The organism is Ornithinimicrobium sediminis (assembly GCF_021272345.1).
GTDB lineage: Bacteria > Actinomycetota > Actinomycetes > Actinomycetales > Dermatophilaceae > Ornithinicoccus > Ornithinicoccus sediminis_B.
In genome coordinates, this window is record NZ_JAJSDQ010000010.1 from 18,459 (window position 1) to 43,756 (window position 25,298).

The 25,298-nt window shown below is 67.8% G+C and carries 18 protein-coding genes; 9 read left to right on the forward strand and 9 right to left on the reverse strand.

What is annotated here, in order from left to right:
* Positions 1-2: 2 nt before the first annotated feature.
* Both LVO85_RS15555 and glnA read right to left on the reverse strand, forming a co-directional pair.
* Positions 3-3,014 (reverse strand): bifunctional [glutamine synthetase] adenylyltransferase/[glutamine synthetase]-adenylyl-L-tyrosine phosphorylase, encoded by a 3,012-nt coding sequence (locus LVO85_RS15555; protein ID WP_232748441.1) that lies wholly within the window; start codon positions 3,012-3,014, stop codon positions 3-5.
* Positions 3,011-4,348 carry a type I glutamate--ammonia ligase gene (glnA, locus tag LVO85_RS15560; RefSeq protein WP_232748443.1) on the reverse strand — a complete coding sequence of 446 codons (1,338 nt, stop codon included), beginning with the start codon at positions 4,346-4,348 and terminating at the stop codon, positions 3,011-3,013. The genes LVO85_RS15555 and glnA overlap by 4 nt, the downstream gene beginning before the upstream one ends.
* 57 nt (positions 4,349-4,405) lie before the next feature.
* Here glnA and LVO85_RS15565 point away from each other — a divergent pair, with 57 nt between their 5' ends.
* Positions 4,406-6,454 (forward strand): NAD(+) synthase, encoded by a 2,049-nt coding sequence (locus LVO85_RS15565; RefSeq protein WP_232748463.1) that lies wholly within the window; start codon positions 4,406-4,408, stop codon positions 6,452-6,454.
* Positions 6,455-6,479: 25 nt separating this feature from the next.
* On the opposite strand, the gene LVO85_RS15570 is transcribed toward LVO85_RS15565, so the two are convergent.
* On the reverse strand, positions 6,480-6,815 hold the full coding sequence (locus LVO85_RS15570) for an MGMT family protein (RefSeq protein WP_232748465.1): 336 nt from the start codon (positions 6,813-6,815) through the stop codon (positions 6,480-6,482).
* Between the two features lie 71 nt (positions 6,816-6,886).
* Here LVO85_RS15570 and LVO85_RS15575 point away from each other — a divergent pair, with 71 nt between their 5' ends.
* Both LVO85_RS15575 and LVO85_RS15580 read left to right on the forward strand, forming a co-directional pair.
* The gene (locus tag LVO85_RS15575; RefSeq protein ID WP_232748467.1) at positions 6,887-7,888 is read left to right on the forward strand and encodes a TIGR03557 family F420-dependent LLM class oxidoreductase; all 1,002 of its coding nucleotides are present in this window, start codon (positions 6,887-6,889) and stop codon (positions 7,886-7,888) included.
* Positions 7,885-8,502, forward strand: coding sequence for a class I SAM-dependent methyltransferase (locus tag LVO85_RS15580; RefSeq protein WP_232748469.1), 618 nt, complete (start codon positions 7,885-7,887; stop codon positions 8,500-8,502). The genes LVO85_RS15575 and LVO85_RS15580 overlap by 4 nt, the downstream gene beginning before the upstream one ends.
* Here LVO85_RS15580 and LVO85_RS15585 read toward each other — a convergent pair.
* On the reverse strand, positions 8,492-8,752 hold the full coding sequence (locus tag LVO85_RS15585) for a methionine aminopeptidase (RefSeq protein WP_232748476.1): 261 nt from the start codon (positions 8,750-8,752) through the stop codon (positions 8,492-8,494). The two genes, LVO85_RS15580 and LVO85_RS15585, sit on opposite strands and share 11 nt — an antisense overlap.
* 14 nt (positions 8,753-8,766) lie before the next feature.
* Between LVO85_RS15585 and map the strand changes: the two genes are divergently transcribed.
* Both map and ppgK read left to right on the forward strand, forming a co-directional pair.
* The gene (map, locus tag LVO85_RS15590; protein ID WP_232748478.1) at positions 8,767-9,630 is read left to right on the forward strand and encodes a type I methionyl aminopeptidase; all 864 of its coding nucleotides are present in this window, start codon (positions 8,767-8,769) and stop codon (positions 9,628-9,630) included.
* Between the two features lie 40 nt (positions 9,631-9,670).
* Complete coding sequence (gene ppgK / locus LVO85_RS15595) at positions 9,671-10,429, forward strand: polyphosphate--glucose phosphotransferase (protein WP_232748480.1); 759 nt, start codon at positions 9,671-9,673, stop codon at positions 10,427-10,429.
* A gap of 16 nt (positions 10,430-10,445) precedes the next feature.
* On the opposite strand, the gene LVO85_RS15600 is transcribed toward ppgK, so the two are convergent.
* On the reverse strand, positions 10,446-11,903 hold the full coding sequence (locus tag LVO85_RS15600) for a GuaB1 family IMP dehydrogenase-related protein (protein WP_232748487.1): 1,458 nt from the start codon (positions 11,901-11,903) through the stop codon (positions 10,446-10,448).
* A 65-nt stretch (positions 11,904-11,968) separates the two neighbouring features.
* Here LVO85_RS15600 and LVO85_RS15605 point away from each other — a divergent pair, with 65 nt between their 5' ends.
* Entirely contained in the window at positions 11,969-12,640 is a 672-nt protein-coding gene (locus tag LVO85_RS15605; RefSeq protein ID WP_232748489.1) for an MBL fold metallo-hydrolase, read from the forward strand.
* A gap of 1 nt (position 12,641) precedes the next feature.
* Here the strand turns inward: LVO85_RS15605 and LVO85_RS15610 are convergent, their stop codons facing one another.
* Both LVO85_RS15610 and LVO85_RS15615 read right to left on the reverse strand, forming a co-directional pair.
* The gene (locus LVO85_RS15610; RefSeq protein WP_232748490.1) at positions 12,642-13,736 is read right to left on the reverse strand and encodes a VIT1/CCC1 transporter family protein; all 1,095 of its coding nucleotides are present in this window, start codon (positions 13,734-13,736) and stop codon (positions 12,642-12,644) included.
* A 112-nt stretch (positions 13,737-13,848) separates the two neighbouring features.
* The gene (locus LVO85_RS15615; protein ID WP_232748492.1) at positions 13,849-14,268 is read right to left on the reverse strand and encodes a cupin domain-containing protein; all 420 of its coding nucleotides are present in this window, start codon (positions 14,266-14,268) and stop codon (positions 13,849-13,851) included.
* A 327-nt stretch (positions 14,269-14,595) separates the two neighbouring features.
* Between LVO85_RS15615 and LVO85_RS15620 the strand changes: the two genes are divergently transcribed.
* The 3 genes from LVO85_RS15620 to LVO85_RS15630 all read left to right on the forward strand — a co-directional run bounded on the left by LVO85_RS15620 (position 14,596) and on the right by LVO85_RS15630 (position 16,756).
* Positions 14,596-15,258, forward strand: a complete 663-nt coding sequence (locus tag LVO85_RS15620) for a hypothetical protein (protein ID WP_232748493.1) — start codon at positions 14,596-14,598, stop codon at positions 15,256-15,258.
* A 381-nt stretch (positions 15,259-15,639) separates the two neighbouring features.
* Positions 15,640-15,999, forward strand: coding sequence for a hypothetical protein (locus tag LVO85_RS15625; protein WP_232748504.1), 360 nt, complete (start codon positions 15,640-15,642; stop codon positions 15,997-15,999).
* Positions 15,986-16,756: a hypothetical protein gene (locus LVO85_RS15630; protein WP_232748506.1), complete on the forward strand. Its 771-nt coding sequence runs from the start codon at positions 15,986-15,988 to the stop codon at positions 16,754-16,756. The genes LVO85_RS15625 and LVO85_RS15630 overlap by 14 nt, the downstream gene beginning before the upstream one ends.
* Before the next feature lie 2,188 nt (positions 16,757-18,944).
* Here LVO85_RS15630 and LVO85_RS15635 read toward each other — a convergent pair.
* Both LVO85_RS15635 and LVO85_RS15640 read right to left on the reverse strand, forming a co-directional pair.
* Positions 18,945-21,680, reverse strand: coding sequence for a class I SAM-dependent DNA methyltransferase (locus LVO85_RS15635; protein WP_232748514.1), 2,736 nt, complete (start codon positions 21,678-21,680; stop codon positions 18,945-18,947).
* Positions 21,677-24,982, reverse strand: coding sequence for a helicase-related protein (locus LVO85_RS15640; protein WP_232748516.1), 3,306 nt, complete (start codon positions 24,980-24,982; stop codon positions 21,677-21,679). The genes LVO85_RS15635 and LVO85_RS15640 overlap by 4 nt, the downstream gene beginning before the upstream one ends.
* Positions 24,983-25,298: the final 316 nt, after the last annotated feature.

Here is a 25,298-nt window from a genome sequence, read left to right on the forward strand (position 1 = left end):
TCCTACGAACGGGTCGGCCGGTAGGACCTGGTCGTGGCCGTCGGCATCTGCTGGCCGTAGAACAGACGCTCCACGACGTGGCGTGCGCGACGCGCCTGACGGCGCCAGTCGCCCGCCAGGTCGGCACCGTGTCCGGGCGCGCGCCCGAGGATGCGGGCCATGCCCTCCGCGTCCCTGAGGTCACTGGGCACCGAGTCGACCGGCCGGCCGCGCCAGAGGACCCCGACGTCGCGCAGCCGCGAGGCCAGCTGCCACGACTCACGGAGCACCTGCGCGTCCGAGGCGTTGACCAGGTCGGCCTCCCATGCTGCGCGCAGGGCAGCCAGCGTGCCGGTCGTGCGGAGCCCGGGCACGGTGGCGGCGTGCTGCAGCTGCATCAGCTGCACCACCCACTCGACGTCGGTGAGCCCCCCGAGGCCGAGCTTGAAGTGGGTGCGCGGGTCTGCCCCCCTGGGCAGGCGCTCGGCCTCCATCCTGGCCTTGAGCTTGCGCATCTGCCGCAGGCCCACCTGGTCGAGGCCCTGCTCGGGCCAGCGCAACGGGTCGATGAGGGCTGTGTAGTCGGCGGCCAGCGACTCCTCACCGGCCACGACCCGGGCACGCAGGAGCGCCTGGGCCTCCCAGCCGGCGGACCAGCGCTCGTAGTAGGTGGCGAAGGAGTCGAGGCTGCGCACCAGGGGACCAGACCGGCCCTCGGGGCGCAGGTCGGCGTCGAGCTCGAGGGTCGGGTCGGGGCCGTGTCCAGCCAGGCCCTTGTGCAGCTCGGTGACGACCTCGGAGGCCTGCTCCCCGTGGTCGGCCCCGGCGTCGCCTCCGGTCGCCGAGCCGGGCGTGGGCCGGAAGCAGTACATGACGTCGGCGTCGCTGGTGTAGCCGAGCTCGCGCCCTCCCAGCCGTCCCATGCCGATGACGATGAGCTCGATGCCGAGCTCGGCACCCCGCCGCTGCTCGACGATGCGCCTGGCCGCCTCGAGGGAGGCACCGATGTAGGCGTCGGTGAGCGCGGTCAGCGCGGCACGGACCTCTGCCTCCTCTCCTCCGCCGACCAGGTCGGTCAGCACGATGCGCACCAGCTCGCGGGCCCGCACGGCCCGGATCGCCTGGAAGATGTCGGCCGGCTCCTGCTGGCGCTGTGCAGCCGCCGACATGCGGGTCACCAGCGTCTCCAGCGGAAGGGGCGCCAGCCCGTGCGGGTCTCCCAGCAGCGCGACCGTCTCCGGCGACTTGATGAGCAGGTCCACGGCATACCGGCTGCTGGACAGGACCCGGGCCAGCCGTTGGGCAGCGGTGCCCTCGTCGCGCAGCATGCCGAGGTACCAGTGCGTCGTGCCCAGGCTGTCACTGATCCGCCGGAAGGCCAGGAGGCCGGCGTCGGGGTCGGCACCGTCGGCGAACCAGCCCAGCATGACCGGCAGGAGGGTGCGCTGGATCGTCGCCCTGCGGCTCACCCCGGAGGTGAGCGCCTCCAGGTGCCGCAGTGCGCCGGCGGGGTCACGGAAGCCGAGCGCGGCCAGCCGGGTGCGGGCGGCCTCGGGGGACAGACGCAGGTGGTCGGGGCTCAGCTTGGCCACCGCCTGCAGCAACGGGCGGTAGAACAGCCGCTCGTGCAGCCGGCGCACCTCTCGCTGCTGGCTCCGCCACCGCTGGACGACGGCCCGCTCGGCCTCGCCACGCTCACCCAGCGACCTGCCCAGACGGCGCAGGTCGGCGTCGGAGGTCGGCATGAGATGGCTGCGCTTCATGCGGTGCAGCTGGATGCGGTGCTCCAGGGCCCGCAGCAGCCGGTAGGACTCGGCCAGGGCGGCAGCGTCCTCGCGCCCGACATAGCCGCCGTCGCGCAGGGCGGCCAGCGCCTCCAGCGTCGTGCCGGAGCGGAGGGTCTCGTCGGCGCGCCCATGCACCAGCTGCAGCAGCTGGACGCTGAACTCGATGTCGCGGAGCCCACCGGGCCCGAGCTTGAGCTGGCGGTCGGCCTCGGCCGAGGGGACGTTCTGCTCGACCCGGCGTCGCATCGCCTGCACGCCCTCGACGAACCCGTCGCGGCTGCCGGCCTCCCAGACCAGCGGCTGCACGATGTCCAGCCACTCCTGTGCCAGCGCGGTGTCACCGGCGATGGGACGTGCCTTCAGCAGCGCCTGGAACTCCCAGGTGTTGGCCCAGCGCTGGTAGTACTCGCGGTGCGAGGCGAGGCTGCGGATGAGCGGCCCCTGCTTGCCCTCGGGCCGCAGAGCGGCGTCGACCTGCCACAGAGACCCCTCCCCCGTGGCCTGGCTGCAGATCCGCATGACCGCGCTCGCCAGGGTGGTCGCGGCCCGCATCGCCTCGGTCTCGTCGGCTCCTTCCGAGGGAGCCCCGAGGAAGATCACGTCGACGTCGCTGATGTAGTTGAGCTCGCGCCCTCCACACTTGCCCATGCCGATGACGCTGAGGCGACACCGGTCTGCGTCCTCGACGTCGTTGCGGGCCACGTGCAGCGCGGCCTCGACCGCGGCCCCGGCGAGGTCCGCCAGCGCGGCGGCCGCCACCGGGACGGCCTCCAGCGGGTCCTGGGTGGTGAGGTCCGTGACGGCGACGCGCAGCAGCTCCCGGCGGTAGGCGACCCGGAGCGCGTCGGCGCCCGCCCGGCCGGACAGCCCGTGCACCGCCTCGACGATCGCCGACGGCTGCGGCGCCGAGCCGTCGGCGGCGTCACGCAGGTGCTCCGGGTGCTTGACGAGGTGGTCGGTGAGGGCCGACGAGGCGCCCAGCACGGCCAGCACCCGTTCCCGGCCCGCCCCGGGCACGGACAGCAGCCGTGCCGCGTCGGCGTCGTGCTCGACGAGGCGCACGAGACCGAGCGCGGCCTCGTTGGGGTCGGCGACAGCGCCGAGGTCCGAGATCAGCGCACCCTCGTCGGTGTCGGCGTCCATCTGGTCCAGCGCCGCTGCGATGAGGCTGCCCGCCCGCCGTGCCTGGGTGAAGCCTGCCCGCGCCAGGTCGGCAACCGCGACCTCCGGGGTGCTCCGTCCGGTCACAGCCGCACCAGGTAGCGATCCAGCTCGAACGGTGTCACCTGGGAGCGGTAGTCGGACCACTCCTGCCACTTGTTGCGCAGGAAGAAGTCGAACACCTGCTCACCGAGCGTCTCGGCGACGAGCTCGCTCTCCTCCATGATCGCCACGGCCTCACCGAGCGACTGGGGCAGCGGGTCGATGCCCATCGCCCGTCGCTCGCCCTCGGTGAGCGACCAGACGTCGTCCTCGGCCTCCTCCGGCAGCTCGTAGCCCTCCCGGATGCCCTTGAGCCCGGCGGCGAGCACCATCGAGTAGGCGAGGTAGGGGTTGCAGGCCGAGTCGATGGAGCGGACCTCCAGGCGACGTGAGTGCCCCTTGCCGATCGAGTACATCGGCACCCGCAGCAGGGCGCTGCGGTTGTTGTGCCCCCAGCACACGTAGGCCGGCGCCTCGCCGCCGCCCCAGAGCCGCTTGTAGGAGTTGACCCACTGGTTGGTGACAGCGCAGATCTCCCGCGCGTGCATCAGGACCCCGGCGGCGAACCGGCGGCCCGTCTGGCTGATCTCGTACTTCGCGGAAGGCTCGTAGAACGCGTTGGTGTCGCCCTCGAAGAGGGACACGTGGGTGTGCATGCCGGACCCGGGCTGACCGTAGAGCGGCTTGGGCATGAAGGAGGCCAGCGCACCGTGCTGGAGCGCCACCTCCCGCACGACGGTGCGGAAGGTCATGATGTTGTCCGCCATCGACAGCGCGTCGGCATACCGCAGGTCGATCTCGTTCTGCCCGGGGCCGCCCTCGTGGTGGCTGAACTCCACCGAGATCCCCATCTCCTCCAGCATGGTGATCGCGGCGCGGCGGAAGTCGTGGCCGTCCCCCCGGGCCACGTGGTCGAAGTAGCCGGCCTGGTCCACCGGAACGGGTGCGGTGCCCGGCTCGTAGGGCTCCTTGAACAGGTAGAACTCGATCTCCGGGTGGGTGTAGAAGGTGAAGCCGTCGTCGGCCGCCGCGTCGAGCGCACGCTTGAGCACGTGTCGGGGGTCGGTCATCGAGGGTGTGCCGTCGGGCATGAGGATGTCTGCGAACATGCGGGCCGTGCCCGGGTTGTCCCCTCGCCACGGGAGCACCTGGAAGGTGCTCGCATCGGGCTGGACGATCATGTCGGCCTCGTACACCCGGGTGAAGCCCTCGATGGCGCTGCCGTCGAAGCCGATCCCCTCCGTGAAGGCCTGCTCGAGCTCGGCCGGCGCCACGGCCACCGACTTGAGGGCACCGAGGATGTCGGTGAACCACAGCCGCACGAAGCGGATGTCGCGTTCCTCGATGGTGCGAAGCACATACTCCTGCTGGCGATCCATGCCCTCATCCTGCCCTACGAGCAGCCAGTCGTGCCGGGGCCTGCAACACTGTGGCGCGTGGAGTTTCTGAGCGTCTACGACCAGGGGTTCGCCCGGGTCGCCGCGTGCACCCTGCCGGTGGCCATCGCCGATCCGGCCACCAACGGCGCGCGCACCATCGCGGTGGCGCGGGAGTGCCACGACGAAGGGGCCGCGCTCGCGGTCTTCCCCGAGCTCGGCATCAGCGGCTACGCGATCGAGGACCTGCTGATGCAGGACGCGGTGCTCGACGCCGTCGACGCGGCCCTGGCCGAGGTGGTCCAGGCCAGTGCCGGCCTGGTGCCGGTGCTCGTCGTCGGTGCACCGCTGCGCCACGGGAACCGCCTCTACAACTGCGCCGTCGTCGTGCACCGTGGCCAGGTCCTGGGGGTGGCACCCAAGTCCTACCTGCCGAACTACCGCGAGTACTACGAGAAGCGTCACTTCGCCCCCGGCGCCGACCAGCACGGTGGCACCGTCCGTGTCGGAGGCGTCGACGTGCCGTTCGGCCCAGACCTGATCTTCTCCGCCACGGACGTGCCGGGGCTGCACCTGCACGTCGAGGTGTGCGAGGACGTGTGGGTGCCCATCCCCCCGAGCCGCGAGGCGGTGCTGGCCGGGGCGACCGTGGTGGCCAACCTCTCCGGCAGCCCGATCACGATCGGCAAGTCCGCGGAGCGGCACGCGCTGTGCGCCGAGGCCAGCGCCCGCGGGCTGTGCGGCTACGTCTACACCTCCGCCGGGGAGGGCGAGTCGACGACGGACCTGTCCTGGGACGGCCAGACGATGATCCACGAGCTCGGGGTGATGCTGGCAGACTCCGAGCGGTTCGCGCTGGGAGCACAGCGCTCCGTCGCGGACGTCGACCTGCACCGCATCCGACAGGAGCGGCTGCGCCAGGGGTCCTTCGACGACAACCGGGTCGCCTTCGCGGACCGGACCTCCCGCTTCCGCACCGTGCCCTTCAGGCTCGACCCCCCGCGCACCGACATCGGTCTGCGCCGTCACCTGGACCGGTTCCCGTTCGTGCCCGACGACCCCGCCGAGCTGGCGCAGGACTGCTACGAGGCCTACAGCATCCAGGTCTCCGGTCTGGAGCGTCGGCTCACCGCCATCGGCCACCCGAAGATCGTGATCGGCGTCTCGGGCGGGCTGGACTCGACCCACGCGCTGATCGTGGCGGCACGCGCGATGGACCGTCTGGGCCGGCCCCGCAGCGACATCCTCGCCTACACCCTCCCGGGCTTCGCGACCTCGGAGCACACCAAGGACAACGCGACCGCCCTCTCACACGCGCTGGGGGTGACCTTCGAGAAGATCGACATCCGGCCGGCGGCCCGACAGATGCTCGCCGACATGGACCACCCGTTCGCCGCTGGGGAGCCCGTCTACGACGTGACCTTCGAGAACGTGCAGGCCGGGCTGCGCACCGACTACCTCTTCCGGCTCGCCAACCAGCTCGGCGGCATCGTTCTCGGCACCGGTGACCTGTCCGAGCTCGCGCTGGGCTGGGCGACCTACGGGGTCGGCGACCACATGTCGCACTACACGGTCAACCCCGGTGTGCCCAAGACGCTCATCCAGCACCTCATCCGCTGGGTCGTCTCCGAGGGACTGTTCGCCGACGAGGTCGGCGAGGTCCTGCAGTCGATCCTGGACACCGAGATCACGCCAGAGCTGGTCCCCGCGGGCGAGGGCGAGGGGCCGCAGAGCACCGAGGAGAAGATCGGTCCCTACGAGCTGCAGGACTTCCACCTGCACCACGTCGTCCGCTACGGCTTCCCGCCGAGCCGGGTCGCCTTCCTGGCCTGGCACGCCTGGCGGGACGCCGACGCCGGTGCGTGGCCTCCCGGCTTCCCCGTGGAACAGCGCAGGAGCTACGACCTGGCGGAGATCCGTCATTGGCTGGAGCTCTTCCTCCAGCGCTTCTTCGCCTTCAGCCAGTTCAAGCGCTCCGCGCTGCCCAACGGCCCCAAGGTGTCCCCCGGTGGGGCGGTCTCCCCGCGTGGGGACTGGCGGGCGCCCTCGGACGGCAACGCCGCAGCCTGGCTGGCCGAGCTCGAGGCGCACGTGCCGCACACGCTCTGACCGGCCACCCCTGCGGCCGGTCGCGTCAGCCGAGGTCGGCCACCGCCGCGGTGTATGCGGTGTGCAGCGCAGCCAGGTCGGCGCGGTGGTCGGCGATGCGGCAGCCCAGCCCGTTGCGCCTGACCAGGATCCCCTCCTCGGCCCAGTGCGGACGGGCTCGGTCGAGCAGGTCGGCGCCGAGGTCGCCGTGGCTGCTCACAACCCGCCACCAGGCGACGCCGGAGCCGTACAGCCGCATGACCGTGCCGACCTGGCGGGGCCCGGTGCCGACCAGCGCTGCGACGTCGCCGTAGGACACCACACGGCCGGGCGGCACCTGCTCCACGGCGCGCAGGACCCGCTCGACCACGACCTCGTCCACATGACCGACGCTAGCGCGGTGTCCGCGCCCGGTCGTCCACACCGTCGGGGAGACCGCCTACGCTGGCGCGCATGAGCGATCTCACCGTCGGGTACGCCGCCATGCTCGAGCAGTTCCACCCCACCGAGGCCGTGGAGCTCACCGCCTACGCCGAGCAGCGCGGCTTCTCGGGGTGCATGGCGGCCGACCACTTCCAGCCCTGGGTGCCGCAGCAGGGCCAGTCGGCGTTCGTGTGGAACGTGCTCGCCGCGGTGGGCGAGCGCACTACCGGCGACATGGGGCCGGGTGTGGTGTGCCCCAGCTTCCGCTGGCACCCCGCGATGGTCGCCCAGGCCGCAGCCACCCTCGAGGCGATGTACCCCGGGCGTTCCTGGCTCGGGGTCGGCGCCGGGGAGGCACTCAACGAGCACGTGGTGGGTGGCTACTGGCCGGAGGCGGGCGAGCGCTCACGCAGGATGTTCGAGGCCGTCGAGGTGATCAACAGGCTCTTTGTCGCGAGCCTCGAGGACAAGGACGTCAAGCACTCCGGCGAGTTCTTCACCATGGAGACGACCCGGCTGTGGACCATGCCCGAGCAGGCACCGCCGATCCTGGTCGCCACCGCCGGACCCGTCAACGCGAAGCGGACCGGCAGGTTCGCCGACGGCATCATCACGGTCGGCGCACCACTGGAGAAGGTCGACATGCTCTTCGGGAAGTTCGCCGAGGGGGCGCGCGAGGCGGGCAAGGACCCGGACACGATGCCGAAGGTGCTGCAGCTGCACCTGTCGTGGGCGGACACCGACGAGCAGGCCCTCAGCAACGCCCTGACCGAGTGGCCCAACGGCGGCATGAAGTTCGCCAAGGCCGACATCCGCTCGCCGCACGACTTCGCGGCGATGGCCGCGCTGGTGCGGGAGGAGGACTTCGCGGGCCGGATGGTGGTCTCCAGCGACCCGGACGAGCACCGCGCCTCCATCCAGAGGTTCGTCGACCTCGGGTTCGACCGCATCTACCTGCACAACGTCGGGCGCAACCAGCGCGAGTGGATCGACGTGTTCTCCGAGCAGGTGCTGCCCAGGCTCGTGCGGTGAGCACCCGCTGGCTGCACCTGGCCGACGACGACCATGTGGCGGGCTACGACCGGCGCACGGAGGCGCACCTGGCCGAGGTCGCAGCGGCCGGACGCAGCGTGCACGGCGAGGCGGACCTCGTCGACGGACTGCTCGACAGACAGGGAGACGTCCTCGACCTGGGGTGCGGCACCGGGCGGGTCGCCTGGCGTCTGGCCGAGCTCGGACACCGCGTGGTGGGGGTCGACCTGGACCCGCGCATGCTGGGGTCCGCACGTGCCCGGGACGCCGAGGTCGCACCGCCGACGTGGGTCACGGACGACCTCACGGCATACCGGGGTGAGCCGGTCGACGTGGTGCTCCTGGCCGGCAACGTGGTGCCCCTGGTGGGCTCGGACCACCTGCAGGTCCTGACCCGGGCGGTCGTGCACCACCTGCGGCCGGGGGCGCTGCTCGTCAGCGGGTTCGGTCTGGACGAGGAGCACCTGCCGGACGGGTGCCCGGTCATGCCCCTCACCGACCTCGACCGCGCCTGCGACGCCTCCGGCCTGCAGCTGCTGGCCCGCTGGGGCACCTGGCACGGCGAGCCGCTCACCGGCGACTACGCGGTCAGCGTGCACACCCTCAGCCGTTGAGCGGGTTGCTGTCCCAGTCGTCGGCCTCCGGGTCACCGGACTCCCAGGCGGCGTCCGCGCGGTCCTGCTCGTCCCAGGCCTCGGTGCGCTGCGCCGCCTTGTCCAGCGCCGTCTGGGCCTCCTCGCGCGTCTCGTAGGGGCCCATCAGCGAGTCGGCACGGGCGCGACCCGGGTCGTCGTGCTCCTCGACCTCGCGGGTGCTGATGTTGAACCAGTACTGCATCCCATCCTCCTCGGGCAGAGACGACACCTAGACTTCACCGTATGCCGAGTGCCACCGCAACCCTGACTCCCGGCCGGATCTCCCCTCGTCGCGCCGTGCCCTCGTCCATCGTCCGTCCCGAGTACGTCGACCGGCCGGCACCCGCGAAGTTCACCGGGTCCGACGTGAAGAGCCCTGAGGTCATCGAGGCCATGCGGGTCGCCGGCCGCATCGCGGCCCAGGCGCTCGAGGTGTGCGGCAACGCCGTGGCCCCCGGGGTGACCACCGACGAGATCGACCGGCTGGGGCACGAGTTCCTCCTCGACCACGGCGCCTACCCCTCGACGCTGGGCTACCGCGGCTTCCCGAAGTCGCTGTGCACCTCGGTCAACGAGGTGATCTGTCACGGCATCCCGGACGACCGGCCTCTGCAGGAGGGCGACATCTGCAACATCGACATCACCGCATACATCGGTGGTGTCCACGGTGACAACAACGCCACCTTCCTGGTCGGCGAGGTGGACGAGGAGTCGCGGCTCCTCGTCGAGCGCACCCGGGAGGCACTGGCCCGAGCCATCAGGGCGGCACGGCCCGGACGGCAGGTCAACGTGATCGGCCGCGTCATCGAGTCCTACGCCAAGCGCTTCGGCTACGGAGTGGTCCGCGACTACACAGGGCACGGTGTCGGCGAGGCCTTCCACTCGGGTCTGGTCATCCCGCACTACGACTCGGCTCCCGACTACGACACCGTGATCGAGCCCGGCATGACGTTCACGATCGAGCCCATGCTCAACCTGGGCACCCCCGACTGGGTGGAGTGGGACGACGGCTGGACGGTCGTGACCGCCGACGGGTTGCGCTCCGCGCAGTTCGAGCACACCATCCTGATCACCGAGAGCGGTCCGGAGATCCTGACTCTGCCGTGAGCGGCCGGTCAGCCCCGACAGACGACGTCCAGGAGACACCATGACCAAGAAGCACGTGCTGGGGATCGACATCGGGGGCAGCGGCATCAAGGGTGCCCCCGTCGACCTCCAGGCAGGGCAGTTCGCCACCGACCGCGAGCGGGTCGACACCCCTGAGGACTCGACGCCGGAGGCGGTCGCCGAGCTGGTCGCCGAGGTGGCGAAGACCTTCAAGGGCGAGGTCGACAGCAAGGCACCGGTCGGGGTGGCCGTCCCGGCCGTGGTGCACCACGGCGTGGTGCGCACAGCCGCCAACATCGACCCCTCGTGGATCGGCACGGACGCCGAGGCGCTCTTCCGCACCGTGCTGGACCGCCCGGTCATCGTGGTCAACGATGCGGACGCGGCAGGGGCTGCCGAGATGCACTACGGCGCCGGCCGGGGCAGCGACGGCGTCGTGCTGGTCACCACGCTGGGGACTGGCATCGGCACCGCGCTCTTCCTGGGCGGCGAGCTGCTGCCCAACACCGAGCTCGGGCACGTGGAGCTCGACGGCCACGACGCCGAGACCCGCGCGGCCAACAGCGCGCGAGAGCGGGAGGAGCTGTCCTGGGAGGAGTGGGCCGAGCGGCTGCAGCGCTACTACGGCCACCTCGAGGACCTCTTCTGGCCGGACCTCGTCATCGTCGGCGGCGGGGTGTCGAAGAAGGCAGAGAAGTATCTCCCGCACCTCCATCTGCGCGCTCCCATCATCCCTGCGGAGCTGCGCAACGACGCAGGCATCATCGGTGCCGCCTGGCTCGCCAGCCACCACCGGTGACGGACCGCGTCGAGACCTACCAGGAGGTGTGGCGCGGGCGTCCCTCGTCGTAGCCGGCCGCGCCCTGGATGCCGACGACCACCCGGGAGTGGAACTCCCCGATGGTGCGGGCGCCGGCGTAGGTGAAGGCGCTGCGGACGCCTGAGGCGATCTGGTCGATGACGTCCTCGACCCCGGGTCGCTGTGGGTCGAGGTACATCTTCGAGGACGAGATCCCCTCCTCGAAGAGGGACGAGCGGGCCCGGTCGAACGCCGAGAGCTCCCGGGTGCGGTGGCGCACCGCTCGCGCCGAGGCCATGCCGAAGCTCTCCTTGTAGAGACGGCCGTCGGCGTCGCGCATGAGGTCACCGGGCGACTCGTGGGTGCCCGCGAACCACGACCCGACCATCACCGAGCCGGCACCGGCAGCGAGGGCCAGCGCCACGTCACGCGGGTACTTCACCCCTCCGTCCGCCCAGACATGGGCTCCGTCCGCCTTGGCCGCGGCAGCACACTCCAGCACCGCGGAGAACTGGGGTCGGCCGACACCGGTCATCATGCGGGTGGTGCACATGGCCCCCGGCCCGACGCCGACCTTGACGATGTCGGCCCCGGCCTGAGCCAGGTCCTGCGCACCCGCCGCGGACACCACGTTGCCTGCCACCACCGGCACCCGCCGACCGGTCCGGGCCTCGACCTCCTCGCGCACCGCGACCACCCGCGGCAGGACGTCGACCATCTTGTCCTGATGCCCGTGCGCGGTGTCCACGACGAGGACGTCGACACCGGCGTCCAGGACGGCGCGCGCCTTGGCGGCAACGTCGCCGTTGATGCCGACGGCCGCTCCCACGAGCAGCCGTCCGTCGGCGTCCAGCGCAGGCCGGTAGATCGCCGAGCGCAGGAGCCCGGTCCGGGTGACGACCCCGAGGAGCCTCCCGTCGTCGACGACCGGTGCCAGCCCGACCCGCGCAGCCTCGAGCACGTCGAAGGCCTCCCGGACGTCGGCGTCCGGCCCGACCTCCACCCGCAGCTCGGCCATCACCTCGCGCACCTGGGCGAAGCGGTCCACCTCGGAGCAGTCCGACTCGGTCACGATGCCGACCGGGGCCTGCCCGTCGACGACGATCGCCGCGTGGTGTGCCCGCTTGCCCATCACCGAGACGAGCTCGGCCACCGGCGCGTCGAGGTGGATCGTGATGGGCGTCTCGTAGAGCGCGTGCGCGCTCTTGACCGCCTGCACGGTGCGCGCGGTGGTCGACACCGGGATGTCCTGGGGCAGGATCACGACACCGCCCCGTCGCGCGACGGTCTCGGCCATCCGGCGGCCGGCGACCGCCGTCATGTTGGCGACCACCAGCGGCAACGTCGTGCCGACGCGGTCCGGTGTGGTGAGGTCCACGTCGAGGCGGGAGGTCACCGCGGAGCGCGAGGGCACCATGAAGACGTCGTTGTAGGTCAGGTCGTGCGTCGGCTCGGTGCCGTTGAGGAACTCCACGGGCCACCATGCTACGCACACCCCTCCCCCTGACGGACCGGCGCTGCACGGCATACGGTGGCGGTATGGAGCTCACCCACCTCGGTCACTCGTGCATGCTCGTCGAAGCGGCGGGCCGGCGCCTGCTCATCGACCCGGGCACCTTCTCCGACTTCGCTCAGGTGCGTGACCTGGACGCGGTCCTGGTCACCCACCAGCACCCCGACCACGCGGACCCGCGGCGGCTGGGACAGCTGCTGCGGGACAACCCCTCGGCCCGGCTGTGGACGGAGCCGGCCGCCGCCGACACCCTCTCCCCGGATGTCCCGGAGGTCGGCGACAGAGCCGTGCCGCTGGCGCGGGGCACGGCCGTGCAGGTCGGGGGCCTCGCCGTCACCCCGGTGGGTGAGCAGCACGCCTTCATCCACGACTACGTGCCTCGCATCACCAACCTGGGCCTGGTGGTCACGGCCGAGGGCGAGCCGACCGTCTTCCACCCCGGTGACGCCCTCGACGCCGAGGATCCCCTGCTGCAGCAGGTGGACGTCCTGTGCGTCCCGGTCAACGCACCGTGGGCACGGGTCGCCGACACCGTCGGCTTCGTGCGGCGCCTGGCACCGCAGCGCGTCGTGCCCATCCACGACGGGCTGCTCAACGAGAACGGCCGACGGATGTACCTGGGCCATATCGGCACCCACGGGGTCGACGGCGGCGTCGAGGTGCTCGACCTGCGTGACCGGGGGCCGGTCACGCTGTGACTCAGCCGATGCCGGTGGCGCCGAAGGCCAGCCCGAGCAGGTAGGTCACGGCCGCTGCGCCGTAGCCGATGAGCAGCTGGCGCACACCCCTGCGCAGCGGCGAGGCACCGGAGAGCAGCCCGACCACACCACCGGTAAGCAGCAGCGCCAGACCCACGAGCACGGCGGCGACCAGCAGGGCCGACGTCGCGGTGAGGCCGAACAGGTAGGGAAGCACGGGGATCAGTGCGCCGCTGGCGAAGAAGAAGAAGCTCGAGATCGCAGCACCCCACGCGTTGCCGACGGCCTCGTGCTCGTCGACGTCCGCCTCGGCTGCCGGCACCGCGTCTGCGGGGACCCCACCGTCACGGTGGGCGGCACGGAGCACGTCGCCCGCCCTGGCCCGGGCGTCCTCGAGCTCCATGCCTCGGGCGCGGTAGACGAGCTCGAGGTCGTTGACGTCGAGGTCGAGGTGCCGCAACGCGTCCTGCGCCTCCGCACCCGGCTGGGACGCCGCGAGCAGCTCGCGAGCGGAGCGCACCGAGATGTACTCCCCGGCCGCCATCGACAGGGCACCCGCGAGCAGACCCGCCATGCCGGCGGCGAGCACGACCCCGCTGCCCACCCCCGTCGCACTCATGCCCATGACGAGGGCGAGGTTGGACACGAGACCGTCGTTGGCCCCGAAGACCGCAGCCCTGAAGTTCCCCGACAGCTGCGCTCTTCCCCTCGCCGCAAGACCCCGCAGCACCTCTTCGTGGATGATCTCGTCGGCGGCCATGGCGGCCGAGGCGTCCGTGTCGGCGGCGTAGCTCGTGTTGCCCTTCTCGCGCTGGAGCAGTGCCAGCACGAAGAGGGAGCCGAAGCGGGAGGCCAGCCCCGCCCAGAGGCGATGTTGCAGGCTCGGGGCGGGGTCGGGGGTCGCCCGCTCCCCGAGGAGGTGGACCCAGTGCGAGGCATGCCGCTCCTCGGCCTCGGCGAGCTGGAGCAGGATGCGGCGCTCCTCACCGGCGCGCCGGTCTGCCAGGGAACGCATCACGGCAGCGGTGCCACGCTCGTCGGCCAGGTGGCGGCGCCAGCGGGAGACGTCGCTGCGGGAGGGGGTCTGCGTGCTCACCCGCCCAGGGTAGGTCTCGTCCCGCAGCCCCACCAGCAAGCACAGGCTGCCCTCACCCCGTGCCTCCCGGCGTCTCGGGCGACCCGCACGACCGGTCGGTGCGGACCGGGGGTCAGTCCTCGTTCGGGTCCCGCTCGACGTCCTGCTTGGTCCGGTGCACCGTGCCGCGCACATGGTCGGCCGGGCCGTAGATGGCGTACAGCCGCATCGGCTCGTCGCCGGTGTTCGTGATGTTGTGCCAGGTGCCGGCCGGCACGAACACCGCCCAGTCGTCGGAGACCTCTTGCTCGAAGGGCAGGTCGTCCTCGGCCGGCCCCATCTGGCACCGTCCCCGGCCCTGCTCCAGGCGCAGGAACTGGTCGTTGTCGGGATGGACCTCCAGGCCGATGTCGTCTCCCACCGCGATGGACATCAGCGTGGTCTGCAGGTGCTCACCGGTCCAGATCGTGGTCCGGAAGGTCTCGTTGCCGGTCGTCGCCTTCTCGATGTCGAGGGCGAACGGCCGGCCGCCGTGGTCACTGGTCGTGGACATCGGTCTCCTCAGGTCGTGGCCGGCCCCGATGCGGGGCCTGTCTCGCACTGTAGCGGGTCCGGGGGACGACGTCGCGGGCCCCCGCGGCGGTGGTGGATGAGTCGGCCGGTACGCCGGGTTCTGGCCCTGCGTCGCTCTGACGTGTGGTGATTCCCCATCGACCCGGCCTGACCTGCGGAGACACCGTTGGAGGGCGTTGGCTCGCGTTGACCACTATTGGCCCCGCTGCGGACTTGCTGCGGACTACGCGCGGACCGCCGCGTACTGTCCGCAGGTTGCAGTACGCTGACCGGCAACTGGGGGGGCATAGGCCTTGGAGGGGGAACCATGAACCTGCATCTGAGCGCCGGGGCCCTGTCGGGCGCCCTGCTGCTGGCGGCTTGCGGCGGCGACGGGGCACAGCCTGACGATGAGCGGTTCGAGGTGACGGTCACGCAGACCGTCACTGCCAGCCCGGAGAACGACCCAGACACACCGACCACTCCGGAGGACACGAGCACACCCGAGGACACGACCTCGGCATCGCCAGAGCCCACCACCGATGCATCCGCCCCTGAGGACCCGTCGGGCTCTGCTGCCGACGAACCGGAGGACGAAAGCGAGGAGCACTTCGAGGACTTCGACGAGGATGCGGAGTGGCCCGTCGAGGACTTCGACGAAGAGTGGGCCCTTGTGTGCACCGACCGCATACTCGAGGACCTCGAGATAGTGGACGAGCGTCTCTCTGACGGCATCCAGGTCTCCAACGCGCTCTACCTATTGAGCGACAGTTACGACTGCCTCAACGACGCCGGCGTGCCAGGGGGCGCCGATCCGGCCGACTACCTCGCCCGCGTGGGCACTCTGTCCCAGTTCGCCGAGCTGGCGGCGGACGAGTTCGACTACGACCCCATGAACGCCACAGCCCGATACACCGTGCTCAAGGAAGAGACGACACCGCTCTTCGAGGTACTGAGTGCGGCGACGGGGGTGGACCTACGGGTGCCCTAAGGGGCACCTTCCGTACCCAGGACATCCCATGCCACCCCGAGCTTAGGGCGGCGTCCCATGGGTCGAACCTCGACTTCAGTCCAGGTAGTCGCGAACTAGGATCTGCGCTGTGCTGCCGTGCTTGACAAACGCGCAGTTCATGAGCGCTGTGCACTGAAATATCCTGGAGTGAGATCGGGAGCTTGGGCCGAACGAGCGGATGACGCAGACGCTCTCCGTCAGGTCCTCCAAACCGCGTGGCCACTCCCCCCAGGTCCCCCTCCACTCCCTCCTGCCCTGTCCTACAAGGGTCAAGAGGGAGTGGGGACTCATCGTCGTGCTGAAGCCGCGCCTCCCACAGCGATTGCCGCCGCCCAGCGGCCTAGCGCGTATCATGCGTTGGTGACCGATGCCACGGAGTGGGCAATGAACCCGACTGGCCTCCAGATGGCCAGCTCCTACGACGGGGATTACACCGCGGTGGTTTCTGCAGACAATCTTGACCTCGGCGGTTGGTACCTGATTGCGGTCCTCCCCGACGGCGATGTCGTGGACGAGGCCCCCTGGGAGCGGGAGGCACGGTGGGCCTCATGGACGGTGTCGATGATTGAACCCGCCTGGACTGCTGACGCGGAGTTCCGCGATCGACGGGCCTGGACGTACGCCTTGCGCTCACCTGATGGTGAGACCTTCCCCCTCGTCACCGCCCTCCGGCGGGGTGAAGCAGGCCAGCAGCCGGGGAGCGCCAGTGGCACTCTTTGATACATCAGTACCATCTGCGACCGTCGTCTCGACGGGACGAGAACTGCTGAACACCGCGGCCCTGGGCAGCGAAGAGGACCTTGAAGACATGCTCCTCAATGCCATGGACATCCCTGAAGGAGCGGGACGAATTTTTCTTGAGGAAGATGGCTGCTTCATCTGTGTCGCCAACAACCTGGGCCTTGGCCTGGAGTACCCTTTCACCCTCGCCGAGTTCCGAGAACACCTAGATCAGTGGCGGGCGATCTACGACCGTCAACTCGGTCTGCTCCACCTTCCTCAACCCGACGACGACTCTGACGGTCCCGACGCGAGCAGCGCGCTTGCGCGTTACCTTGGACTCGATCACTCAGAGTTTGTGGGCGCCGCAGGAATCAATTGGCGGCCAGCCGATCCCCGCGACTACTGCGCCTCCCCAGACACCGGGCCAGTTTTCGGGAACGACGCCCACACCTTTGTTAGTGGAGACCCACAGCAACTGCTGATGGCCCTGAACGAGGACACCGTAACGGTTGCAGAGGTTCGCGAGCACCCCTCACGCGGCCTGCCACCATGGAAGGAGTGTCAACTGCGAGGCTCGCTCAGCCTTCACTCCAGCAACCTCGCTGCGGAACTCCAAGAGCTGGTCGAGAGAACCTGGCTACGACGGCAACGAACCCTTGGTACCTGCCGTAGCTGCCGCACCCTGCAGGACATTGCAGTCGGCCAAATGGACTGCCGGGCCTGCGTGGACTCGAAGCTGGGCATCTTGTACTGATCCGGACTCACCGTCGGTTGGCGGTCTTCCAGCACAAGACTTCTTGCCACCAGCGATGAACCGATCGGAGACCCCAACCGTGAGAGAGGTAGGGGCAAGCGGTGGGGAGGCACGGCGCTCGGCGTCCTCCAGTCGGTCAACACCTACGACCACCACCACTCGATCGTCGGTGGAGCCACCCGCCCCGAACGCAGCGTGCTACGCACCGTCAAAGGCGACTTCGACGCCACAGACCGGTCCGCCCTGTTGACACTCTGCAGAGGCTCCAGGCGGCCTGACCGACCCTATCTCTCCTGCTGCTACCGGTCCCGAGGGGCGGCAGGAGAGGCCGAGCCCCCGGACCGTCGGGGTCCTGCGCCTTCGTACTTGGACACTTCATACCTGCCCGGGTGTGTCGAGGGCGGATAACAGGTCTGACCCCGACGTGTCTTCCTGTTGAGGACCGAGTCCCTTGGCACATGGCCACCGATTTTTTATGGGTTGCGTGCGTTGTCCAGACGCGCCACACTCGCTGTATGGGGAACTGGGTCGAGAGGGTCCGTGCACGTAACTGGACGCCGATAGTATTTTGGCTCATCGGAATCTCGATCGTGACGGTGGTCTGGGCCACCCAACGAGGTCAATCGGATTCTTTTCCCGCGCCGTTGCTGCAGGCAGTCGGTCTACTTCTAACAGCGCTCGTATTCGTGCTGAGCCTCGCCCAGAGCCGACTGACCCGCACGGTCGATTCATTGGCGAACGCCGCGCGGCGAAGAGAGGAAGCGCTGCTCAAGTCTTATGCCGAACACCCCGAGGCAGTAACGACCCTTGATCTATGGGGACACGCTGGTCGAATTAAAGCAGCACTCATGGAGACGGGGGCCGTAACAAACGTCGAGGCGAGACGCATCCTGCGGGAGGCCCGCAGGCCGGTGAGCAATTGGGGGGAAGCCGGCAAGTTTGAACGAGGATTCTCGCTCATGCAAATCGATCGTGAACTCACCGCTAGCGAGGAACGAGTCACGCCGTCACCACGTCGACAGCGGACCTTGGAAAAGGAGAAGCAACGCCTCCTACGAGAGGACGCAGAGGCTACGACCGCTGCTAACCAAGCCGGTGTTACCACCTCTGGTTACAGAAGACTAACTGGGCGCGCAAGAGTAGCCGAACTCTCCGTGCGATCCCTCCTCAGAATGGCTCGGGGATTCTTGTTAGTCATGATTGGGTTGATCGCGATTGGTGCGATATACGCTGGATGGTCCTGGGACCAGTTGCCATCCGTGGAAGTTTGGGCAGCACTTGTTCTGCTGACGCTCGCTGGGGTCTACCTGGGTATAGTCCGCCGAGAGGTAGACCTGGAGATTCGGGCGCTCGCCATGGCACTGCGCGATTCATCTCTGTTAGCTTTACTCGATGCCGAGTATGCTTTGCTGTTTTATTACGAAGCCCGCCGCGAGCGTGACACCGAGAGAACTCTCGGGATTAGACACTACGTCCTATCGCTCTTAGACCAGGCTGACGAAAGCAGCCCTGGTCTGCCTTGGGTGTCCAGCGTGCGTGGACGACTTCACCTGCCGGAAGCTATCGAGTCAGCCTCTTCTCTACAGTCCTGGAGACAGTACTCCCGTTCGGACAGCAGTGAGGGGGAAGAGCGTAGACTGATGGAGGACCTGCGACCCGCCTCGCGATACCTGCGGTACGCCGCCGCTCGGTCTGATGATCCCATCGCCGCTTTGGCTTATGCCCGGTGCCTGCATCTGCAAGCGGTCGTTCTCGCTGAAAACTTGGCCCCCTCCGCATTGGACGTGCTGTCTGGGGACCCAGACCAACTACATGATGCCGCAGACGACCTGGCCGCAGGTGCAATTCCCCTACTTCGCGATATCCCAATCTTCGGCCGAGAAGCACTATGGGGCGACCCGTACTGGACCTGGATTCGCCAGTCACCGCTCCTTTGGCCCGACGACCCCCGGTTGCGCGGCGCATTGGCCCACGTGGTTCCCCTCAGCGACCCATGAAACAACAATGAGCGGTCTACCCACCACACTCGTGAGGATCGTACAGACCGCTCCGTCGAGTGATCGCATACCTAATCCGATGCCCGCTGCCTGTGGTCTCTTCGATGTGAGTTGGCTGCCTTGCTCGCCGGACCATCGGCACGCTAGCGAGCGTCGGTGACATTCTGGGTTCGAGGGCCCGAAGCAAGCAATCAGCGGCGCGCGAGTTTTTGGTATCTAGCGAAGAGAACCTCCTGTCTCTCCAGCTCCGTGGGCGCTTCAGACTTCAGGCCAAACAGTCTGTCCACCTGAACATCGAGATTCGTGTGCGCTTCGAGTAGATTTCGCGTCATGTAGTCCGGGTGGTACATCTTCGCTAGAGAGGCGTGAGGATCCCATTCACGAGCTTGCAGGATTTCTGCGCCCGCTCCAATGATGCGCTCCCTGTTGCCCTCATCAGTGCAAGGAAGGGGGAAAGTGTTCCAGGTCAGTAACTTGTTGAACCGCAGGTCCGACTTTAGTCGCCCTCCCACCGTGCGCTGCCACGTGATGAACATGCTTGACGAGATGATGGCGAACATGAAGCCGTCAGCATCCGGCGTAATGAAGTTGGCGTTACTTGCGATCGTCCCCGGGTCGAAGCGTGCTGCCAGGAAGTATGGCCGAGACTCCGAGACATGTGCAGGGATGCATAAGTAGGATGTGTTGGGTTGGGCGATCTGTCTGAACAGATGAGGTGTTGCCGCGGCAGCCCTGGTTGACGCTGCCTTGCTGGCGGCGCGGAACGCTTCGACTCCCCAGATGCGTTCCTTGAGGAGTGTACTCCGGTCAGCGTCGCCGTCCTTGAGGTCGGTCAGCCACAGGCAGTAGCGGTCTTCAGTGTGGATGAGTTCGCGCGCTCCCACGTACTTCCGTATGTACTTGGCGGCCACGGCATCGGACATCGCGTCCTCGTAATCCTCCCTCTCGACAACGAGCCACCCTCCGTCTGTGGGCTTGTTCCCGTAGGAGACCTCCCCTAGTTGAGGGTTCAACGGCTTGGTGCTGGGCTGGACGATCACAGTAGGACCGTCGGTGAGGTAGGGCGTGATGTTCGCCACGGTCTGCTCGAGCGGGGCGGAACCGTTTCCTTGGTACTCGAACAGCCTCACGTTACCGGGCTGTCGCCAGAACCCGACGATGACGCAGTGCACCGCAGCCTTCCCCACGGCCTCGGATGTCCACGGGAAGGTTCGGTGGGCGAGTTTGATTCGCCAACCCCTATCCAAGGTAGGTTGGAAGAGTGGAGCAACCGCTTCGCCCCGGGTGATGGAACTCGTGCTGACGAATGCCCATCTGCCATCCACAGCGCCGAAGTACTGCACGGCCTTCGCGTACCAACCGGTGACGTAGTCCAAGGTTCCGTGGTAGCGGCTTCCCCAGACCAACTGTAGGTCTGCAGTCTGTTTTGCTGAGCGTAGGGAGATGCCGAGGAACGGAGGGTTGCCGGCCACAATGGCTTCGTGTGTGGGTGGACAGATCTGAGCCCAGTCCGAGCGGAGGGCGTTGCCGACGACGATGGTGGCTTGCTCCTGGATTGGTAGACGGTTGGGTGCGTAGCCGAGTGAGGCGGTGAGCTTGAGGTCGCACTGTCGGTCGACGAGGAACATGGCTGTTTCGGCGATGCGGGCTGGCCATTCGTCGATCTCGATGCCGTAGAAGTGGTCGAGGGTGACCTTGAGACCGACATTGGCTAGGAGCATGGGGTTGTCGCCCGTAATTTCTTGCAGGCGTTCCATGATCGCCAGTTCGAGGTCTCGAAGTTCTCGGTAGGCGACGATGATGAAGTTGCCGCAGCCGCAGGCGGGGTCCATGTAGCGGATGCGGCCGAGTTTCTCGCGGAGCTTGCGGAGTCGGTCGGCTTCGTACCTGCCCAGGGATCGGACGTGCTCGAACTCGGCCCGCAACTCGTCAAGGAAGAGCGGGTTGAGGGTCTTGAGGATGTTTTCTTCTGAGGTGTAGTGCTCTCCGAGTTGACGCCGGGTCTCGGCGTCGCGGACGGACTGGAACATGGACCCGAAGATGGCAGGGCTGATGCTGGCCCAGTCACGGTCGCACGCCTGCAACACGGCGGTACGGAACTCGGCGTTGAGGGCCGGCAAGGTGACGCGCTCGGTGAAGATCCGGCCGTTGACGTAAGGGAAGCCGTTGAACTCCGATCGAGAGACGCCACGCTGGTCGTCGGGAGTGTCGAGGTGGTCGAACAGGTCGGTGAGCTGAGCCCCCACGTCGGAGCCATCGGGTTTAGCAAAGTCGCGGATGAGGTCGCGGAAGAGGTTGGGGTCCCACATGTCGGTGTCGTCTCCGAACATGAGGAAGAGGATCCGGGCGAGTGTGACCGAGATCTCGTGATCGCGGACGGCACGAGGTGTGGCGGCTGGGTAGGCCTTCTCCATGGCTGCGTAGAGACGAGCCATGAGCTTGGAGGCGTGCTTGGTCTCGTTGTGCGCCTCGACGTCGAAGGCCTGGCGGACCTTGGCGAGGACGGCGTTGCTGTCGAGCGTCAAGTCGAACGGCAAGCGGATGACGTCGAGTTTCTCGGCGAACCGGGGGTCGGTGTCACCGGTGCGGTGTCGGTGCCGGCTCAGGCGGGTGATGGTGGTGTTGCCGACGGAACGGCGGACGGGCCAGCGCCACACCTGCTCGCTGTCGTCGTGAAAGATCAGGATTCTGTCCGTGCTGTTCTTGGCCAGGTGCTGGTCTAGGGCGGCCTCGAGCCTTGAGTCGGGCTTCTCGTCCGCCAACCACACTCGTAGGCCCCGGTACGAGGAGACATTGGTCGCAGTGACCATGCGTCCGTCGTGCTCAAGGGTGACCGGTGGGTGGTCGGGCTTGGACCAGTTCAGGTCGTGCACGAACAGTCTCTGGTAGTCGCGCCGCTCGGCGCGCTGGATGAGCGGGTGGGTCATGAGTCGAGAACCCCCAGTGAGCAGACGATTTTGATGGTGTCGGTGTCGGTCGCGCCGATGACGAGCCGGTCCTCGCCGTGGAGCTGGTTGAGCAGGTCGGCTAGGTCGTCTGGGCTGTACTTGTTGCGGCGTGCCTGGCTCAACCGCATGGTGGCGTGCTCAGTGAGTGGTCGGGCGTGCAGCGCGTCGAGAGCTTCGGAGGCCTTCTCTCCGAATACGGTTCCGCCGAGGCGTTGCCATGCCCACTTGCGCACGCCTTTGAGGTTTCCGGCGGCCACGGTCTCGGTCTTCAACGGTCCCCGGACCAGAGCAGCTTCGCGGTCAAAGTGATCGGCTCGCTGGAGGGCTGTCGGGGTGGTGGGCTCGGCGCGGAAGATCCGAAGGGCTTCCAGGGGGGTGAGGATCCGCTCGTGCGTTTGATGGTCGGTGATCGTTGCGGTCGCGAAGGCGTCCACACCTGAGCCGGTGGAGATGTAGCAGGTCACGCCGGCGTGGCTCTCGTCCATGTACTGCTCACGTGTGGAGTGGATCATGTCCTGCATCCGGAGCACTTTTGCGGCGGTAGCGGGGTGCTTGTCTTGCGCGTTGGACCACACGAGCCAGGCTTCGCTGACCGAGTCGACCTCGGCCTCGTCGTCGCTGTCATCGTCACTGACCCGGCCCTTGTACAGGTCGTCGAGGATCTTGACCTCACGGTCGCCGCCGAAGAACTTCTCATCGGAGCCGAACGCCTCGGCGGAGGCACCGAGCCGTTCCTTGATCCGTTGCCGCAGCTGGATCTGTTCCTCGATCTTCTCGTGCGTGATCAGGTACAGGTGGACGGTGTCGGAGCGCTGCCCGATGCGGTCCACGCGGCCGGCGCGCTGGATGATGCGGATGATCGCCCAGGGCAGGTCGTAGTTGACGATGATGTGGCTGTCCTGCAGGTTCTGACCCTCGGACAACACGTCGGTGGCTACGAGCACTTCGATGGGGTTGTCCACCTCGACCGGGGTGTCGGTGGATTCGGATGGCAACCGGTTGGAGCGGGGTGAGAACCGTCGTGCCACGTCTGCGGGGTCGTCGGTGTCACCGGTGGCCAGCCCGACGCGGGGGATCCCAGCGCCGGTGAGGGCGTCGGCGACGTACTGGGCGGTGTCGCTGTACTCGGTGAAGACGAGCACTTTGTCCCCGGGGTGGTCGTTCGTGAGCAGGTCGACCAGCTTGTCGATCTTGGAGTCGCGGGTGGGGTCCCAGTCACCGAACCGGGTGAGGAGGTAGGTGATGGTCTCGTTGTCCTTGAGCAGGTCCTTTCGCAAGGTGGGTTGGAAGACGGTCGAGTTGACCCACTTGGTCCTGGCGGGCAGGGAGGCCACGAGGTTCTTGTAGCGGGTCTCGACGCTGCCGTGCAGGCTGCCGTCGGTCTCGATGTCCTCGTCGCTCACGGCGATCTGTTTGTCGGAAAAGCTGCCCAGCGGGATGGGCAGCTGGTTGTCGATCGCGTGGATGAACAGCTCGTTACGTGACCGCTGCCGTTGCAGCGACAGGATGAAGGAGTATCCGGAGGAGGACAGTCGTTTGAACAGCCCGATCCGGACGAAACCGCTGACGTTGCCGCGTCCGGACCGGATGTCATCCAGGTTCTTGATGTCCGTCTCGGTGTGCTCGGCCTTGCGGTCGTCGTAGTCAGCGAGCCGGTACCGGGGCAGGATCAGGTCACGGACTGCGTCCAGAGTCGTGTCGTCCTCCATAAGCGCGGCAGGGTCGTCGGGAGCGAAGTCCAGGCTCAGCGGCGTGGAGACGCGGGTGGGGAAGTGGAACTTTTGCCCGTTGGCGAACTCCAGGTACTCCCGCTCTACCGGAGTCCCGTCCGGGCCCGTCACCAGTTCTTTCTTGGCCGTGCGCTTGATGAAGGAGCGCGTGCGGCGGACGAGGTGGTCGCTCATGAGCCTCCGCCAGTCCTCAGGTTCCTCGGAGCGGCGGAACGCGGTGAGCGTGTTGATCTTGCCGTCGACCTTGGCGACCAGGTTGGGGTCGTTGCTCATGGCCTCGGTGGGCACGATGCCCAGGTCCTGGTCCTCGTCGATGTACAGGCCGATCTGGCTGGCGACATCGGTGAATGCGAGGTTGTACGGGGTGGCAGTCAGCAACAGGACTTTGGAGCTGTTCGCGCGGATGTACTGGTGGATCGATTCGTAGGCGATGGTGGAATTGTTCCGCAGGTTGTGCGACTCGTCGCAGATGACCAGGTTGAACCGTTTGAGCTCGGGCAGGACCTTGTCAGCCATGGAGTAAGGCACGACCCTTCCGTTGATGTCGTACTCCTCGACGTGCCTCTCCCACATGGTCTGCAAGTTCTTCGGGCACAGCACGAGGGTGGAGTAGTCCTCGGCCGCCTGCAGCATCAACGAAGTGGCAACGGCCGTGAGCGTCTTGCCGAGACCGACGACGTCGCCGAGCATGGTGCCGCCCCGGCGCACGATCCGCCGAGACAAGGTGCGCACGGCGCTCTCCTGGTAGTCCAGGAGCAGGTCGCTCATCGACTTCGGCAGGACGTACCCCATGCCGTCACGCGCGTCCTGCGACAACGAGTGGCAGACCTTGAGGTAGACCTCGAACGGGGTGGGCTGCACCTCGTCGGCCCAGGAGCCGGCGATCAGGTCAACGATCTCAGCGGAGATATCCAGGGAGAACCTGTCGTTCCATCGGTCCTCGAACCAGGTCGCAAGCTTGGTCGTGGCGTCGGAGTCCTGAACGTCGATGTTGAGCTCGAGATTGCGGTGTAGGCCAGCGCCGGTGAGGTTTGACGAACCGACGTAGGCCCACCGGGACGCATGCTTCTTTCCGGGGGCGTGGAAGAGGTACGTCTTGCCGTGCAGCGGCGTCTCGGTGAACACCTTCATCGCCACCAACCCTTCCGCCAGCTGACGCTTGAGCGTCTGCAGGGTCGCCTGCCCCTCGGTGGTAGCCAAACCCCGCATCAGCTGCGTGCGCAGGTGGGCCACCAGCTGATCGCGGCGAGCGAAGGCCCGCTCCCGGTCGTGGATATCGGAGCCGTACTCGGGCGGCTGTACGTGATCCTGCAACAACTCCAGCAACTGCCGGGAGTCCGACGGAGCTACCATCCCGACCAACACACGAGCGGTCGGGCGCCCTCCAGGCTCGATTGCGGGCTTGGCATCGACGATGTCGGCCATGCTCGACCAACCACGCAGGTCGATATACCCAGTAGCCACGTCCACAGTATCGAAGTCGCGCAGCGACTCACGCAAAGCCGAACCGAGGCGCGTGTCATCGGTGAGGTTGTCAAAGATGTTAGGCACTACTGAGTCCCCTTGGTCGACATGTCGAACGGCTCAGGCGCGGAGCGCAACTGGGGCGTGTCAGGTCCGAGTCGGGAGTCACCCGCATGCAGGTTTCTCCCTCTTCCGCAGACGTCGACCCCACGAACGGCATCCTGCCTCATCGCCGCGGTCGTGCCGACCCGACCCCCCTGACGTGACTGCGACATCGCGTGCTCGCCGACGCGTCGCTCGCCCCCAAGCACGAGGGATCGGACTCCCGATCCGATACGCATGTTCCTGACCTGCCCATCACCACCTCGGTCTCACGCGGTGACGGATCGTCTAACCCCACGGA